We start from the raw sequence: 17,096 nt of genomic DNA, 5'->3' as shown, positions 1-17,096 counted from the left end.
CAAGAATTAAAAACAGCGTTATTTTTGAATGAACGTTCAAATAAAATACGCGGTTTAGGTGCTCACTTCAAGTCGACGGGAAGCTTTCAGACCCGCGGATAAAGCGCTTTTCAGGAGTATAGAAACAAAAATGCCCGGCTAGGCCGGGCGTTAGAACAGGGTTTGACGTTTAATAAACGCTTACTCTGCCGCACTTTCCTCTGCAGGTTCGCTGTGGTGTCCACGACGCTCATGATCGCGCTTGCCATGAGCTCTTTCCCCCTGGCGACGCTCGCTATGTTTCTCAGCATGCATCTCGCGCATGGCATCGCGCAGAGTTTGTTGCTCTTCTTCGGTTAGGATCTCGGCCACCTGGGCCTGGTGCTCTTCGCGCAGCGACAGCATGGCATCACGGTGTTCAGCGTGTGCTTCGTTTAAGGCAGTTTGCTGCTCTTCGCTTAAACCGGCGCGTTGATAAGCTTCTTGGCGGTACTCTTCCATGCGTTCCTGCATTGCTTCGCGGTCAATATCTGCACTGTTGTGGTGATCGGCATTGGCGCTGAAGGCTAAAGGCATAAGGGCAACGGCAAGTAGTGCAGGAGCAAATAATTGGCGAAGTGACATGTTCATAACAGACCTCGAAACGTTTTAAAAAGTGGCAGTTTATCGATGTCAGTATCTAGGGGCTTGGTGTAAAACGTTTGCACAAAGTGTGCAACAACCGTGACCTTATTTTAGCTTACACGGTCACAATCACTTGGGTGGGGGCTCACTGGATTTAACAACTGGACTTAAGAACTGGATTGAAGATCTGTGATTAAAAACTGTATTGAGGGGGCGTATTGAGGAATTTTACATGCTGGATTTACGTATTATGCGTCGATATCTGGGCGTAAGCGCGCTGACTCTCTTGATGAGTGGCTGCGGTGCAACGCATCAAGCCAGCCAGGGCCTACCTGCCATTGAGCAGGGGATGCTGAACACTCCGCAGACCTTTACTCGACTACCCGCCCAACGTTATACACCTGATGATTGGGCGCAAACATTGAGCGCCCAGGTACTATTGCCGAACGCATCAGACGCAGAGCGTCGACCAGCTGCACTCATTGTGCATGGCGGTGGCTGGCGCAACCGTGGACCAGACGACATGGAGGCGATTGCTGAGCAGTTAGCAGAGCAGGGTTATGTGACAGTGAATATTGAGCACCGCTTTGCTCCCGAGTACCGATTCCCTGAACAGCTACATGATTTGCAACAGGCGATGAGCTGGATTCACAGTAACGCTGAGCGTTGGCAAGTGGATACTGACCGCATCGTGGGCGTTGGCTTTTCTTCTGGCGCACATTTGATAAGCCTGCTTGCCTTGGCTGGCGATGAAGGCCCGCTTGGCGACCCTTATGGTGGCGAGCACACAAAGCTAGCAGCGGTGCTGGTTGGCGGTCTACCCAGTGACCTGCTGAAGTTTGATGACGGCCGCTTGGTGGTCGACTTTATTGGCGGCACCCGCGCCGAAAAACCAGAGGCCTATGCGCTGGCTTCACCTGCGCGGCAAATCACCCCTCAGGCACCACCGTTTTTTCTGTTTCATGGCAGTTGGGATCAGCTAGTGCCCGTTGATCATGCAACTGACTTCTATCAAGCACTCCAGGCCCAGGGCACTGAAAGCGAGCTTTACTTACAGCGTGGCTATGGGCATTTTGCCAGCTTTCTGCTGCGTGGTAGCGCTATTGACGCGGGAATCGCCTTTCTTAATCGGCAGGTAGTCAGTAAGGATTAGACTTTAGTTGCGTTCTGATGTTATGCAAGGTTGATGACAGTTTCGTGGAGTAGCGTTCTAGGCTCACAGAGAGATATCTGTGCGAAAACCAAACAAACCTATAAAAAGAGAGCCACGCTATGTTTAACACTTCCAGTGCTTCCTTATCGTTCGATATCAAATCGATATTGGTAGGGGCAACGGCCGCCATTGCCTCTCTATCAATGGCGCTTCCAGCTGTAGCTGACGACTTTCCCTCTCGACCGCTCAATATGGTGGTAGGTTTTGGCACTGGCGGAAGCGCGGATCGTATGACCCGCATGATGTCAGGGCCTATTTCCGAAGAGCTAGGTGTACCGGTACAAGTAACTAATCGCCCCGGTGCGGGCACTCAGGTTGCTTCTAATTACGTTCTTAACGTGCCTGATGATGGTTATACCGTCTATGCTTCGACGTTTGCTCCTTACTTAACTAACTCTATCCTTACTGGTGATGCAGAGTTTAGTGTCGACGACTTTTCTTATATCAACTTCCAGTGGTTTGATTTGGATCTAATCGCTGCAAATAAAGACAGCGGTTATGAAGACCTGCCAAGCCTGCTTGAAGCGATCCGCGAAGAAAAGGGACAAGTACGCGGTGCGGTGGTTCAAGGCTCTGCTGGTCACTTAATGGTGCGTTTGCTACTTGATGAAGCAGGTATTCCCCAAGATAACCTCAACTTGGTGACCTATAACAGCGGTGGCGAAGCCCGTTCAGCGGTAGCGGGTGGGCAGGTGGATTTTGTCTCTATTAGTGCCCAAGGCAGTGAGGGTATTCGTGAGTTTTTAACTCCGTTGGCGATCGTCAATGATGAGCGCATTGAACAGTGGGATGCGCTCCCGATCAATGAAGCGCTGGCACCGATGAACTTTGAAGTGCCCGTTCTTCAGGGCTCAATGCGCGGCTTTGCCGTGACCAGTGAGATGGAACGGCAGCATCCTGAGCGTTTTGAGAAGCTCTCCTCGGCTATTCAAAATGCGCTTGCCCGTAAAGATGTTCAAGAGCAGCTTGAGCGCAACGAAATGGGCGGCGTTTGGGTCGGCCCAGAGCGCTCCAACGAGCTGATGCGCGAAAACTATCAAGTGTTTGAAAAATACGCTCACCTGCTTAACTAATTTTCACGACCAGGTTTTTTACGACCCAGTTTTTCGAACAGCTTTTCCGAACTAATCCTTCCATGATAGCTGGCCCCTCACATTAATGAGGGGCCAGCATGGGGTTTTACCATGTCTGAATGTAAACGTGACTATGGGGACTTTATCGTTCTCATGGGGCTGGTTGGCTTTACACTATGGTATTTATTAGACGCCATTAGCGTATCCGCCACACCGCAAAACCTGCTGCTTATATTGCCACTTGCCGTTATCGTGTTAGCGATTATTGCACTTGAATTGATCCTGCGTATTAAACATGGCTCGCTGTTTCGCTCCTCTGAGGAAGAACCGCTGCATAAAACATTACCTGTTGTGGGGCTCTTCGCCGGCTATGTGCTGTCGCTTGAAGCGATAGGCTTTGATATTGCCACCGTAGCGTTTCTGGCGCTTTTCCTGATCCTTAAAGGGGAGCGCAATTGGCTGCTGGTAGGCGGCTATAGCATCGCTTTTGGGCTGAGTGTCGCGTTCTTTTTCTCGCAGATGCTGCCGTACCCGATGACACTGCTGCTGCTTCCAAGCTGAGGAGATACCATGATTGATTTTGGCGCAGTAGGGCAGAGTTTGGATCTGCTTTTTTCTAGTTTTGGCCCTTGGTTGGTAGTAGTGCCGGGTATCGTACTGGGGCTTATTTTTGGCGCAACGCCAGGCCTGCAGATATCAATGGCGATGGCTATTTTCCTGCCGATGACCATGTACATGGACTTTATTCAAGCCATGTTGTTTCTTACCGCTATTTTTACTGGTGGCTCATTTGGTGCCGGTATCCCAGCCATCTTGATGAATATTCCGGGCACCTCTTCGGCAATCGCGACCGCCTTTGATGGTTACCCCATGGCGCGGAAGGGGCAGCATAACCAGGCGTTAGGTGTCGCGTTAGCCTCCTCGGTGATTGGCGCGATGATGGGCTACGTGGTGCTGTTCTTTATGATACAGCCGCTTTCCTACATGGTGCTGAGGTTGGGGCCAGCAGAGATGTTTGTAGTGATTCTCTGGGGGATGACGCTGATTGCGAGCTTAAAAGGCGAACAGGTGCTTAAAGGCTTGATTGCAGGATTTGTCGGGCTGTTAGTGGGGACGATTGGATTTAGCGAAATTGGTTTAGCACGCGGGACGATGGGGCAGACTTACCTGTTGGATGGCGTCCCCGTCATTCCGGCCATGATGGGAATGTTTGCCGCCTCAGAGCTATTTAAGCTAGCTAATAAAGGCTTCATCGTTGAATCTGCCGATGCCCGTAAGGTCAAGGTGAGTGAGATCTTCGAAGGTTGCAGAATGGCAATGCGCTACCCCGTTGTGATGATCCGGGGTGGTCTTATTGGGGTGTTGGTAGGAGCGGTTCCTGGTGTAGGCTCATCCGTGTCTAACCTGCTCTCCTACATAGAAACTAAGCGCCGTGATCGGGATCCTGATTCATTTGGGAAGGGCAATCCGAAAGGGGTCGTGGCGTCTGAAGCGGCTAACAGCAGCTCCGAAGGGGGCTCGATGGCAACACTGCTGGCACTAGGGATTCCTGGCGGTGGCGCTACAGCGGTAATGTTAGCGGCGTTTGCTATGCATAATATCACTGGAGGCCCGCAGTTTATCCGCCAACAAACGGATGTGGTTTACGCGATTATCTTCGCTAACTTTGCCCAGGTGTTTCTGCTGGTGATCATCGGCTTACTGTTTATTCCTCTCTTGGCCAATATCGTCAAAGTGCCCATGCGCTACTTGATCCCTTCTGTGTTGGTGCTGGCGGTAATGGGGTCATTCGGGCTAACCGGCAATATGGCAGGGCCCGCGACGGTGCTGGTGTTTGCAGTGATCGGTTGGATATTTCGCCACTATGGCTACTCTGTACCCGCCGCCGTGATCGGCATGTTACTGGGCTCGCTGGCTGAAAAATCGTTACTTCACTCCTATCAAATTAGTGGTGGTGATATTACCTACGTTTTTGAGCGCCCAGTCACGTTAGCAATTTTTGCACTGTTGCTAATCTCGTTGTTCAGCCAGCCGCTCATGAAGCGGCTTAAAGCACGCCAAGCCGCCATTCAACAATGAATTGACATGTTGCAACGAATCGTATGACGGTGAACCGCTATCTCGCACTCACAATGTAGGGTGCGAGTAGCCAATGCCTCTGTCATGTAGAGAATGTCACAGAGACTTTAAACCCACCCTGTGGTCGGTTGCCCAGAGACAGTTGTGCCGAATGAGTGATCGCAATCTGCTCTACAATGGCCAGCCCCAGCCCGCTACCAGAAGAGTGTTTGTTGTGGCGGAAAAAGCGTTCGGTCAATTTGCAGATTTGTGCTTCATCTACGCCAGTCCCTTCATCGCTCACCGTTAATAGTACTTGGCCTACGTCAGCCGTTAGTGCAACGGTGATGACGCCTTGGTAAACATGCTCTCCACCTGCATGCAAGCTGGCATTCTCAATTAAATTGGTGACTAACCAGCGCAACAAAATAGGGTCACCAATGACATTAGGTATCGCTTGATGTTTTTCAAATGCGAGCTCTTGGCCTTGCTTATAGATAGTGGGGGCAGTCTGAGCGCAGGCTTCCTGACAAATCGCTACTAAATCGACGTTCTCCAAGTGAGATATATCAACCAACTCGCTGCGTGTTTTGGCATATTTCAGCAGTTGCTTCACGGTGTGGCTGGCATGTTCGGTGATGCGTTGAATCTCTTTTAGATTAGTCTGCGCTGGTGAGGGAAGGGGTGTTTTAAGCGATACCTCGGTTAAAGCGCGAATCTCTGAAATGGGCGTTCTAAGCTGATGCGAAACATCGGCATTGAGCTGTTGAGTGCTTTCAATGCTGCGCCGCATACGCTGCATCAAATGGTTAATACTCTGGATGAGCGGTAAGATCTCTTTGGGAGCGGCATCATCCAAGGGGTGCAAGTCATTGGGTGAGCGTTGTCGCAACGCCTGGCTTGCTGTATTGAGAGGCGCCAGACTTAGATGAATGGCTAATAGGGCAATGGAAATTGCCAGTAGGCCTGTTACGGCCATTAACCCTGAAAGCGTTACCATAAAGTCATTAGTGAGCGTGTGGCGCGCTTCTTTTGATTCGGCTACCACTATTTCAATGTCTACCGATTCACCACCTCGGTAAAAGGGCAGTGTAAGCGCCACGGCGCGTAATGCATTGCCGGCATAGTCTACGTCATAGAAAATGGGTTCTTGAGACGTTCTGGGAGGATCTGATAAACCGCTAAAGCCTGCAATCATGCCACCTTCAGACTCTTTAATGCGATAGAATATTTTCCCATCGCCTCTGCTGCCAAGTGTACTGATACTGAAATAGTGCATATTGATGCGCAGCTCACCATCCACCGTGTAAATTCGACGCTCCAACCGCTGGGCTGCGTTAAGTAGCAGGTCATCAAAGGTGGCATTAATTTGCCGAGATAACAGCAGGTGACTAGAGATCAATGCCAAGATCGCGAGGGCGGTGAAAGGTAGTCCAATCCATAAAAGCAGCCGACTGCGGATCGATTGGCGTTTATTCATGGTCAGGGGCTTTCACGCCTTTAGGTTCGCAGTCTTTAGCTTCCAGGTAATAGCCCAGACCGCGTACCGTTTTTAAGCCGAAATCGTAGCCAATTTTTTTACGAATCCGGGAGATGTACGTTTCTACTGCGGCGTAGCTAACCGACTCATCGGAGGTAGATAATCGGTCGATAATTTGATCCTTATTAACGAGGCGATTTTGGTTTATCAGCAGGTACTCCATGACTTCTAACTCTCGGCGGTGCAATAGCAAAGGTTTTCCATCTAGGCGCAGCTCCATGGCATCGGGGAGAAACTCTAAGCGCCCGCATTGTAGCGTTTCTCCACCAAAGTGTTTGGCACGTCGTACTAATGCCCGCGCCCGCGCTGCGACCTCTTCCAGTGAAAAAGGCTTGCATAAGTAGTCGTCTGCACCTACTTCAAGGCCATGTATGCGCTGATCAAGACTGTCTCTTGCTGAGATGATTAAGACAGGAATCGTATTCTGCTGATGACGTAGCTTGCGCAGTAGGGAGATGCCGTCCAGTTCAGGTAGGCCGAGATCCAACACCAACAGATCGTATCCACCTTGCTCAAGCATATGGAGTGCTTTTCTTCCATTGTCGGCGACATCAATGCTAAAGGCAGCCTCAAGTAGAGTGGCTGCAATAGAGTTAGCTAAATTAATGTTGTCTTCTACTACTAGCACTTTCATAAGCAATCCTGTTGTTACCCAGTGCGCTATCAATGGGGTCAGTGTCATTGATATTGAGACGCTCACAGCTCACTTCATCTTGAGCCCGTCCGAACATTGACAACCAAGACCATTCGCCTGGGTTGAGCACGAAGCCGTAGCTGAGTGTTAAGCCAGATATGATTTTGATATCACCCAGCCTGGCTTCATTTTGACCTGTGATGTCGTAGTCTTCACTGACAACTTCGTCTCCTGCGGTGAGTTTTTGCATGACTTCGTCGTCATAAATCACTAGCTGAATCGGCTCTGCTGAGCGAACTCCGATGCTAGAACCGCCAAAGTCACCCGCGGCGAAACGCATCGGTACAGATACGCAGTGGGCTTCATCTTGCTGTTGGGTAAGCGTTTCTCTGCTAATGAGCATGCCTCTTCCGGCAATACCTCGCAGCTGTAATAAAGTGCCTGTTTTTGGTGATTCAATGATTACCACGCCTTTTATGTCATCCGGCATCACTCGCTCATCTTGCTCCGTCGAGCCTGTGCTATTAGTAGCATGGCTGTAAGCTGGCAACGTTAAAAGCACTAACAGTGTGCACAATAGGGTAAATAAATGCGGCAGGTTATTAACACCTTTCATTGTCTTCTCCAACTTAAAGCGTATTACTATGCTGTGGATAATCCATATCGTTGATAGGTAGCTTGCTCGGCAAGGCTAGTAAGATGAGCAACATCACCATGCCGATGGCGGGAATCAAGACCACTGACAACCACCAAGCAGAACGCTGAGTGTCGTGCAGTCTTCGCACGGTTAAAGACAACAGGGGCAGAAAAATCGCTAGGCTGTAAATCGCTTCTATTTTCCATGTCGATTGATAGAAGGTTTCCGCTAAAACAAACGCCATCAATATAAGGCTGTTCACTAGGAAGAACATCCAAAAAGCTTCTCGTGATGCCCTTCCTGAAAATTGTGCGTAACGCTGCCAAGCATCAAAATACCAGTGCATACTTTTCTCCTATCCAGCGGCTGTTGATGCGTAAAAAGTACGTCTTAGTGAGCGTGCCTGCGTCCTCGATCAGGTTCGAGGACGTCCAGGAAAGGGATGTAGGACAAAATGACGAGCGTTAAGCAAAGATCAATAAACCCAACGGAACGGAAATGATCGCTATTCCATTGCCTTTTGTGGTGGCCCTGCTGTTGTCTATATTGGCGGTGTTGTTGTTTATGCGCCGTGAAGAATCCACGCCATCGGCGTTTGTTTTTATCGCCCTATGTGCGTTAACAACGACGGTGGTAGGTCTACGTTGGACATTTGATTGGCCGCTGTTGCGCTTATTACAGCCTATCTTGGCGTCCTGTATTCCTATTACGGCTTGGTACTGCTTTTCCAGTGCACATCAACGCTATAGGCTGCGAATCTGGCATGTAATACCCCCCGTATTGGTTACCTTAGGCTCCCTGACGTACCCATTCTGGCGTCCGCCTCTAGACCCTATGTTGACGCTTCTTTATGTGGGATACGGTACCGCGTTAATTCATGCTTCGTTTAAAACGTCACTCCCTCCCGAGCAAGTGCGCTTTTCCGATATCGACAAGGCGTTAAAAGCAGAACGCATGGCGGGTGTGATGCTTTTGATGTCGGCGTGTATTGATGGCGCGCTAGTCGTTGATTTTGAGTTTTTTGCGGGTGCTCATGCGCTGACTATTCTCACTATTGGCCATGCAGTGTTGCTGCCAATACTCGCCATTGCGGTGATTATGGTGAGCTTGAGCATCGCACCAAGGATTAACGAAATACCCTCTCAAGATGACAAAGAAGCGCCTGTAGAAGCGCCTAAAGACCAACCTCACAACCAGTTCAATGACGATGGGGGAGAGGGTCAGAATGCAGAAAACCTGAATGTAGAAAACCTGAATGTAGAAAACATAGTTCACAAGATAGACGTGTTGCTCACTACTCAAGAAGTGTTTCTCGATCCCGATCTGACCTTAGACCGGCTAGCGCGCAAAGCTTGCATCCCGGCGCGGCAGATATCTGCCGCGATCAACCAGGTTTATGGACGTAACGTTTCTCAAGTGGTTAACGAATACCGTATCGAACGGGCAAAAACATTATTAGCCACCACAGATAGCAGCATCACCCAGATTTACCTAGACTCGGGTTTTCAGACCAAATCTAACTTTAATCGAGAGTTTTCCAGGGTCACCGGCCAAACGCCCAGTGCGTTTCGGCGCGAAACAGCGGATAAGGGGATGGCCTAATGGGCGCCAATGAACGCTAGAATATCTTGATAGATGATGTGGTGAAGTTCCTGCCGTGAGCGGCCATCACCGTCTAGGCAGATAATGCCATCACCCGGCGTTTGCTCTTCGATTAGCTCAATCGCCCCCGGTTTGCACCGTTGCATAAAGCTGAAATGCGCCGCATCGGGATAAACAATGTACTTTTGCTTACGCGCTGGAATGTAGTGCGCCAGAAAGCCAGACTCCTCTGCTTGTGGTGAGTCACCTATATCTACGCCTGCGGCAAGGATGAGCGTAGGCGTCGTGAGTGATTGCAAACTCTGACGAGAAAAGCTGCGTGCCAACCCCAGGTCTAAGGAGACAACACGCTTGATTCGATCATCTCTCAGGCTGCCCGTGGGTTCGCCTGCTTGGGGGGTGTTTAAACCCAATTCTGGCATGAGGCCACAGACTCGCAGGTTCTCTTTGATTAAGCATTCTGATGTTAATTGGTCACGATCAAACTGCGCGCCTGCTAACAACATCACCGTCCAGCCGCCCAGTGAATGGCCGATGGCTGAAATGTTATGCGTATCGATATATGGCAGCAGGTAGGACTCTTTTAACAGCCAGTCCAATAAGCGCGACAGGTCGTGGGGTCGTTGCCACCACTGAGCGGCAGCTAGCGGGGAATGATCAAAGCTCGTGGTGCCAGGGTGATCAAGCGAGGCAACGATAAACCCCTCTTGCACCAGCTTGGTAGCTAGCCAGCTTTGATTACGCCAGTTGCCACGATAACCATGTGAGATTACAACCAACGGAAAGGTACCCGCTAACGGGGTGCCGCCTCGTATGGCATCTGTACCAAAAAACGCTGGATTGTCAGCCACCCTTTCAGTTAGAGAAGTCGTTTGGGATGGATACCAAACACTGGTTTCTAATGGGCGATCACTGTCTGCGTATAAGATAATTTGATCAAAGCCCACCGCCGACTGTGCAGATGCCTGGCCCGTCATACAAAGCATCAATAACATCAAACCCAGCAGTATTTTCATCGCACTGTTCCTCATAGTCATTACCAACTTCATCACTATGGGGAACACCAAGACACGCAACGACCTAAAACAGGATCAAGGACGAAACAGTGGGTCTAAAGCTCGCTAAACTACTTCTGGAATAGCTTCAACTAGCGAGGAGCGACGACTATCCCTCAGGCTGATATTTATATCCAACCCCGTAAACGGAGCGAATAATCTCTAGCTCAGGCAGTGCTTCATGGATTTTTTTGCGTAGCTTCTTGATGTGGCTGTCCACGGTACGCTCCGAGACAATGCGGTTATCCCGGTACATGTGATCCATTAGCTGCTCGCGACTGAAGATACGTCCCGGGGACTGCATCATGACGCGCAATAGTTGGAATTCTACGGCAGTGAGGCCAAGGTCGTGCCCATTGGCAAGCGCCTGCCAGCCCTCTTCATCGAGTGTCACTGGTGCTTGTGGGGTGGTGTCGGAGGCGTCATCGACTTGCGCCGCGGCTTGGCTGCGGCGTAATACAGCTTTTACGCGGGCAACCACTTCGCGGGGGCTAAAGGGTTTGCAAACATAGTCGTCTGCCCCTAGCTCCAAGCCCAGTAAACGATCAACTTCCTCGACTTTCGCGGTCACCATAATAATGGGTAAGTTAGGCCAGTGTTGACGGATTTCTCGACACAGCGTTAGTCCATCTTTACCAGGAAGCATGACATCTAGCAGTACTAATGCAGGAACGTGCTGGGTTAGCCAGGGCATAACGTCGTTGCCGTTGGCAATTATGGTCGGAGCAAAATTATTGTTTTCCAGATAGTCCGCCATTAAGCGGGCAATTTTAGGCTCGTCTTCAACAATGAGCAGTGAGGCGTCTTGGGGTGAACTATTCTCAGACATAGTCAGCTCGCTTAGATTAAGAGGCAATAAGTAGCGGAAAGCGCAGCGTCCATTTCAGGCCGCCTAGCTCAGAAACGCCAGGCGAAAGCGTTCCGCCATGGGCATTGACTAACGCGCTTGCAATAGAGAGCCCCAGCCCGCTGCCGCCACTTGCGCGGTTACGTGAGCCTTCCACGCGGTATAGGCGTTCAGTTAAGCGTGAAAGCTCGCTTTCAGGCACGCCTGGGGAACTGTCTTCCCAAGTAATCACAGCATGGTTAGTCTCGCAGGTTAATGAAACCCGTAGCTCTCCTGGTGGTTGTGTATAGGCGCAGCTGTTATCCAGCAGGTTATTCCAGAGCTGGCGTAAGCGTTGGGCATCCCCTTGTATCATGATATCGGAGGTAAGCTGGCTTGACAGGGTCAGGCCGCTCTCTTCTAGCCAGCGGTCGGCATCGGATAAACGGCCTTTCAAGCTTTCGCTAAGGTTCATCGGCGCTAGCTGAATATCTAATGCGCCTGCATCACTTTGCGAAAGCAGCCTCAAGTCAGTGACTAACCGTTCCAGTTGAGACACTTCTTGAGCCAGTGAGCTAAGATTTTCCTGGTTTAGCGGACGAATCCCATCCTGCATCGCTTCGATTTCACCACGTAGGACTGCCAACGGGGTACGTAGCTCGTGCGCTGTGTCTGATACCCATCGTGCTCTGGCGTCACGGCTAGCTTCTAGGGTGGCCGCCAATACGTTGAAATCGCGTGCCAAACTGGAAAGTTCATCTTTTCCGCGTTCTGGTAACCGAGTGTGATAATCACCTTCGGTTAAGCGCAGCGTTGCGCCTGCCAAAGCTCGGGTGCGTCGGCCTAGCCACCAGGAAAGCCCTCCTGCCAGTAACAGCGATGCTAAACCAAGAGAAACAACAATAAGTACCAAATTGCGCTGCTGGCGCTCTAAAAAGCGACTTTCCATACGCTCCATCATATCTTGCGGAGGACGAAATCCCAGCTCTCCAATCGCCTCATTGTTTCCGCTTGAGGTCACGTCGCTATACAGGGTGAGCCACCGCCAACCGTTTGAGCCGCGTGCGCTCTCAACAGGCGGGACGACGAATCGGCCATCGCTATTGCGTAAAGCGAAGTCCTGAGCTTCGCCGAGAGGAGAAGGGCGATCACGGTGTGCCTGGCCAAGCTCAAAGCGCACAATATAGGGCCAGCGTTCTGGCGATTGCTCCAACCACTCCCAACTGCCTTGGGTTTCCCAGCGAGTAATTAGCCCATCCGCCAGCAGCGTAGCGCGCCGCTCTTGGGCTTGATTGAGATATTCTAAAAAGCCGCGATCAATACTGTAAGTCACTGCTAGAAACACGCTTGCTGCAATGGCTACGTTGACGCTTAAAATAGCCACAAAAAGCTTTAGACCCAGTCGAGAAGGGCGCCACTGGCGTAGCGAAGCGAGCGGTTTCATTAGCTGGCTCCTTCATGGCTTGGTTGGGGTGGTTTGTTGAGTCGTTCGCGTAGGTTTTCTAAACCCAAATAGAGGCAGGGCACTACCAGTAACAAGATAACCGTGGCGAATAGCATGCCAAACCCTAGCGAAATGGCCATGGGTATCATAAAGCGCGCTTGGCGAGAGGTTTCTAGAATCATTGGCGCCAAGCCTAAAAACGTGGTGAGTGTGGTCATCATAATTGGCCGTAGGCGGCGAGTCGCCGCGGCGACAATCGCTTCGCGGGCATCCATGCCCTCACGACGTTTACGGTTAGCATAATCAATCAGTACCAGGGCATCGTTAATTACCACGCCCGAAAGTGCCAGCATACCGAGTAGGCTGATAATCGATAGTCCGAACCCCATTAGCATATGGCCTGCAACGGCCCCGACAATACCAAACGGAATAGCGGCCAGTACCAGCAGTGGCTGAAAGTAACTCCGGAAAGGAATAGCCAACAATGCATATAGCGCGGCCAGCATTAACCACATGGCGTTGCGAAGTGTGGCTAAATTGTCGGCGGTATCTTGCTGCCGACCGCCCATGCTCACTTCAAGCCCTGCCCAGGTATTGCTAAGCGTGGGGAAAACATCTTCCTGCAGCGTGGCGAGCACTTGGTTAATTGCTTGATCTCCTTCTGAGTCAGCGGTCACTGTAATGATTCGCCGACCATCGATACGTTGAAGACTGCTAGAAGCTTGGCTTAACGTAATGTCTGCAACGCGTGACAGCGGAACGCTTAGGCCGTCAGGCGTCTGGATCGGCAGCCGATAAAGCTCATTGAGGCTATCGCGATCTTGTTCCGGCAGGCGTACCTCAACGCTGACTTCTCGGCGGCCAATAAATTGTTCTATGGCTGTAGCACCCTGTAGCGGGCCGCGTAGCGCCTGGGCTAGATCGCTCCCCGTTAGCCCTAACGCGCGCCCTTCAGCAGACAGGCGCATTTCAAGCTGCGGTTTGCCGTCTCCCAGTCCGCTGTCGATATCGGTTAGCCCATATTCGGCCAGTTGTTCAGCCAACTGCGCAGCGGCCGCCTCTAACACTTGGGTGTTTGGGTGGGATAAACGCAGGCTCAGCGCTGCACCACTACCGGGGCCGCCGAAGTCTGACTCAAAGCGCACTGATTGCGCGCCGACTAAGTCGCCTGTTAAGTCGCGCCACTCCTGGGCAATTCGAGATGGAGGCCAGGCATCTAAGCTTTCTCTGGCGATATCCAGGCGCACTTGCAGGCTCTCACCATCCAGGCTGCTGCGGGTACTGCTAAAGCTGAGGGTTGCCTCGCGTTCGCTAAGTTGCTCGGCGGCATTGAGCAATTGCTGGCTCAGTTCGCGGCTAACGCTAATATTGCTGCCAATCGGCAGGGTAACGCTGGCTTGAACCTGGTCCGATTCCACCCTGGGCATAAGTGAAAAGCCAAGCCTACCGCTCATTGCCCAGGCAAGCGTGACACATAGCAAGGCGACGCCTAGGGATACTGTCAGCAGGCGTTGAGTAAGCGCGCGCTGTAAAAACGGTTCAAACTGATGGTAAGTAAAGTGATGCAAGCCCTTCTGCATGCGCATACGAACAGCTTCTATAGGGCGTTGCCATACGGGTGTCTGGCGGGGTTTGCTGGCGTGGGCGAGGTGGGCGGGTAGTATAAATAGAGCTTCCACCAGGGAAATAATAAAGACCGTGGTAACGACCACTGGAACGGTAGCAAAAATAAGCCCTAAAAAGCCGGGTAAAAACAGGAGTGGCAGGAACGCAACAATATTAGACAGAATCGCAAAGGTAAGCGGTGTGGCGATTTCTTGAGCACCTTTCACCGCGGCATCGCGCAGTGAATAGCCCTGTTCTCGGTGGCTGTAAATATTCTCACCAACCAGAATGGCATCATCCACGACGATGCCAAGGGCAATAATAAAGGCGAACATCGACATCATATTGAGTGAGACGCCAACCCATGGCAGAAACAGCATCGCACCCAAAAATGCCGTCGGGATGCCTAGTGTTACCCAGAAGGCCAATCGTGCCTCAAGAAACAGTGCCATAAGAATTAGCACCAGTGCCAAGCCCATCCAGGCGTTTTTTAGCAGTAGGTTCAGGCGGTCTTCATAGATTTCTGAGCTATCTCTGGAAACATCCAGGCGTATCCCGTTAGGTAGGTTATTGCGCAGCCGCTCCAGCTCACCGTAAACGGCTTGAGAGATACTCGTCGGCGTTTGATCGCCAATCTGATAGATATCCACCGATAAGCCTTGCTCGCCGTTGTAGAACTCCTCGCGATCGGTTTCAGCAAATCCTTCGCTTACGCGAGCAATATCGCCCAGCACAACGGGTGAACCTTGGGCAGTGGTGAGAATGGGGAGTGCGGCAAACTCATCCGCACTATTGCGGCGTCCCTGGTAGCGAATCAACCACTCGCCTTCGGCGGTAGTGAGCTGGCCACTGGCGAGGTCGAGCGCTTCTTCGGCAATTCGGCTGGCAAGCTGCTGATGGTCTAACCCAAAGCGCTCAATAGCTTCTTCATCCACAAGCACCTGGATTTCACGTTCCCGGTTGCCGGAGAGCTCTGCTCGGGAAATCCCGCTAGTGGCCTGTAGTTCTGCGCGTACATCCTCCGCGGCGTCATGGAGTGCCGCTAAGCTAACTGAGCCATACACTTGTAGGCTCATCACGCTACGAGAGCGACCAGCTAGGGTAAAGCGCGGTGGATCCGCAGCGTTAGGCAAGGTGGTGATGGCATTCACGGCTTGCTGGATGTCCTGGTAGGCTCGCATCACGTTAACGCCATCGATCAACGTGGCGCTGACCACGCCGCTACCTTCGCCAGCGCTGGCGGTTAATTCATCGATGCCCTCCACGTCAGCAATGGCAGCTTCAACCGGTAGTAACAAACTTTGCTCAACATCTTCCGGTGTGGCACCGGGGTAGCTGATGCTAACTTGGATGATTTCCGTTTCAAATTCCGGGAAAACCTCTTTCTTGATGGCCAAGGATGCCATTAAGCCGCCAACGATAAACAGCACCATCATCAGGTTAGGGGCAACGCCATGGTCGACCATCCAGGCGAGTGGGCCACGGCGAATCATGGGCTTTCCTCATCACTGGCTGGCGTATCGCCTCGCTGACGAATGCGGACTTGCTGGCCTTCACGAGGTTGCGCCAAGCCAGCAATAACCACCCGCTGTCCGGGGACTAAACCGCTGCGTACCAGCGCCGTTTCCTGACCGCGGTAGGCCAGGGTGACATGGGTGCTGCGTAGGCGATCTTCATCATCTACCCACCATACCTGCTCGCCGGGACGCAATGCGGCAGAAGGCAAGGCGATGAGCGGTTCCTGGGTTGTGCTATGAAAGGCAACACGCAGCACATCGCCAAGACGCAGCGCAGGGCCATCTTGCTCTAGCGACAGCGGGTCATTCACGGCGATCAAAAGCTGCGCCTGTAAGCCGTTCTCTTCCAGGTTTGGCAGAATAGAAATTAAGTTACCTTCTCTGCTTGCTCCTTCCGGCCAGCCTTGGCTGGTAAGCGTGACGCGGCTGCCTGGCGTTAGCCAACCCAAAATATCCCCCGGCAACGAAGCGCGAACCCAAAACTGTTCGACGCCGACCAAGCTGAGTACTTCAGTACCCTGGCTTAGCAGGGTTCCGGCGCCAACCAAGCGATCTTGCACCATGGCTCGCCAAGGGGCAGTTAACGTGGCACGCTCAAGATTAAGCGCCGCTTGGTCCCGCACCACGCGTGCTTGCGTTAATTGCGCTTGAGCTTGGCGTAGCTGTGGTTCACGGAGCACCAATGCACGGCGCTCAGCGCTGAGTTGGCGGCCAAAAGATTCATACTCACTTCGGGCGCGCTGTTGCTCCGCTTGCTCTAGCGCTAACTGCGCCTGCGCGTTGGCCAACTGCGCTTCAGCATCTTCGAGAATCAGCCGTAAATCGGCCTGATCGATATAAGCAACCGGCGCTCCTTGTTCGACGACCTGACCTGGTAGAACGCCTTCGCCAAAGCGTTCTAGCTGACCAGCCACCCGACTGGCTAACATGGTGGATTTCTCAGCTTCTACTCGACCAAAACCGTTAAGCATGGGCGCTTGCAGGCGCTCTTCAGTCGTCATGATATCCACTAAGGGTGGCGCTGCGGGTGGTGGCGGGCGGCGTTCAACGCGAGGCGGCTGGCTGATAATCCACCAAGCTAAGGTTAAGCCGCCAACGAAAACCAGTAGTGCTGCCAAGGCTCCGAAACCGATACGGCCTTGTTGAGAAGGTGCGTGAAAGTGAGGGGAGGTCATTACCGCGCGGCATCCGTTGGCTAAGGGCGAAAATTCCAGAGAAAATGGCGTATCATGCTAGCATCACCGATACGCAAGCAATGATTAGGTAAGTAATGTGCAAATAGTGTGCAA

Annotated in this window: 15 protein-coding genes; 5 read left to right on the top strand and 10 right to left on the bottom strand. The window is 51.9% G+C overall.

From position 1 onward, the window contains the following. Window positions 1-180: 180 nt before the first annotated feature. Window positions 181-603, bottom strand: coding sequence for a hypothetical protein (locus NDQ72_15890; protein ID WKD30422.1), 423 nt, complete (start codon window positions 601-603; stop codon window positions 181-183). A gap of 232 nt (window positions 604-835) precedes the next feature. Between NDQ72_15890 and NDQ72_15885 the strand changes: the two genes are divergently transcribed. The 4 genes from NDQ72_15885 (at window position 836) to NDQ72_15870 (ending at window position 4,968) form a co-directional block, all read left to right on the top strand. Then, on the top strand, window positions 836-1,756 hold the full coding sequence (locus tag NDQ72_15885; GenBank protein ID WKD27517.1) for an alpha/beta hydrolase: 921 nt from the start codon (window positions 836-838) through the stop codon (window positions 1,754-1,756). Between the two features lie 119 nt (window positions 1,757-1,875). Beyond that, window positions 1,876-2,889 (top strand): tripartite tricarboxylate transporter substrate binding protein, encoded by a 1,014-nt coding sequence (locus NDQ72_15880; protein WKD27516.1) that lies wholly within the window; start codon window positions 1,876-1,878, stop codon window positions 2,887-2,889. Window positions 2,890-3,000: 111 nt separating this feature from the next. Continuing rightward, window positions 3,001-3,450, top strand: coding sequence for a tripartite tricarboxylate transporter TctB family protein (locus tag NDQ72_15875; protein WKD27515.1), 450 nt, complete (start codon window positions 3,001-3,003; stop codon window positions 3,448-3,450). 9 nt (window positions 3,451-3,459) lie between these two features. After that, window positions 3,460-4,968: a tripartite tricarboxylate transporter permease gene (locus NDQ72_15870; GenBank protein WKD27514.1), complete on the top strand. Its 1,509-nt coding sequence runs from the start codon at window positions 3,460-3,462 to the stop codon at window positions 4,966-4,968. An 82-nt stretch (window positions 4,969-5,050) separates the two neighbouring features. Here NDQ72_15870 and NDQ72_15865 read toward each other — a convergent pair whose 3' ends face one another. The 4 genes from NDQ72_15865 to NDQ72_15850 are packed head-to-tail and all read right to left on the bottom strand — an operon-like array spanning window position 5,051 to window position 8,104. Beyond that, window positions 5,051-6,427, bottom strand: coding sequence for a sensor histidine kinase N-terminal domain-containing protein (locus tag NDQ72_15865; GenBank protein WKD27513.1), 1,377 nt, complete (start codon window positions 6,425-6,427; stop codon window positions 5,051-5,053). After that, entirely contained in the window at window positions 6,420-7,121 is a 702-nt protein-coding gene (locus tag NDQ72_15860; GenBank protein ID WKD27512.1) for a response regulator transcription factor, read from the bottom strand. The genes NDQ72_15865 and NDQ72_15860 overlap by 8 nt, the downstream gene beginning before the upstream one ends. Next, window positions 7,090-7,737, bottom strand: coding sequence for a hypothetical protein (locus NDQ72_15855; protein ID WKD27511.1), 648 nt, complete (start codon window positions 7,735-7,737; stop codon window positions 7,090-7,092). Before NDQ72_15855 ends, NDQ72_15860 begins: the two co-directional genes overlap by 32 nt. A 13-nt stretch (window positions 7,738-7,750) precedes the next feature. Further along, on the bottom strand, window positions 7,751-8,104 hold the full coding sequence (locus tag NDQ72_15850; protein WKD27510.1) for a DUF805 domain-containing protein: 354 nt from the start codon (window positions 8,102-8,104) through the stop codon (window positions 7,751-7,753). 152 nt (window positions 8,105-8,256) lie between these two features. Between NDQ72_15850 and NDQ72_15845 the strand changes: the two genes are divergently transcribed. Then, the gene (locus NDQ72_15845) at window positions 8,257-9,360 is read left to right on the top strand and encodes an AraC family transcriptional regulator (GenBank protein WKD27509.1); all 1,104 of its coding nucleotides are present in this window, start codon (window positions 8,257-8,259) and stop codon (window positions 9,358-9,360) included. On the opposite strand, the gene NDQ72_15840 is transcribed toward NDQ72_15845, so the two are convergent. The 5 genes from NDQ72_15840 to NDQ72_15820 form a co-directional block, all read right to left on the bottom strand. Then, the gene (locus NDQ72_15840; GenBank protein ID WKD27508.1) at window positions 9,357-10,376 is read right to left on the bottom strand and encodes a lipoprotein signal peptide; all 1,020 of its coding nucleotides are present in this window, start codon (window positions 10,374-10,376) and stop codon (window positions 9,357-9,359) included. The genes NDQ72_15845 and NDQ72_15840 overlap by 4 nt on opposite strands. Window positions 10,377-10,524: 148 nt before the next feature. After that, entirely contained in the window at window positions 10,525-11,244 is a 720-nt protein-coding gene (locus NDQ72_15835; GenBank protein WKD27507.1) for a response regulator, read from the bottom strand. Window positions 11,245-11,260: 16 nt separating this feature from the next. Further along, entirely contained in the window at window positions 11,261-12,685 is a 1,425-nt protein-coding gene (locus NDQ72_15830) for an ATP-binding protein (protein ID WKD27506.1), read from the bottom strand. Then, window positions 12,685-15,783 (bottom strand): efflux RND transporter permease subunit, encoded by a 3,099-nt coding sequence (locus NDQ72_15825; GenBank protein ID WKD27505.1) that lies wholly within the window; start codon window positions 15,781-15,783, stop codon window positions 12,685-12,687. The genes NDQ72_15830 and NDQ72_15825 overlap by 1 nt, the downstream gene beginning before the upstream one ends. Next, window positions 15,780-16,982: an efflux RND transporter periplasmic adaptor subunit gene (locus tag NDQ72_15820; GenBank protein ID WKD27504.1), complete on the bottom strand. Its 1,203-nt coding sequence runs from the start codon at window positions 16,980-16,982 to the stop codon at window positions 15,780-15,782. Before NDQ72_15820 ends, NDQ72_15825 begins: the two co-directional genes overlap by 4 nt. Window positions 16,983-17,096 lie beyond the last annotated feature (114 nt).

It is taken from the genome of Halomonas sp. KG2, from assembly GCA_030440445.1.
Taxonomy (GTDB): domain Bacteria; phylum Pseudomonadota; class Gammaproteobacteria; order Pseudomonadales; family Halomonadaceae; genus Vreelandella.
Note: the sequence above shows the minus strand (reverse complement) of the source record. Positions and strands in the feature narration are given on the sequence as shown.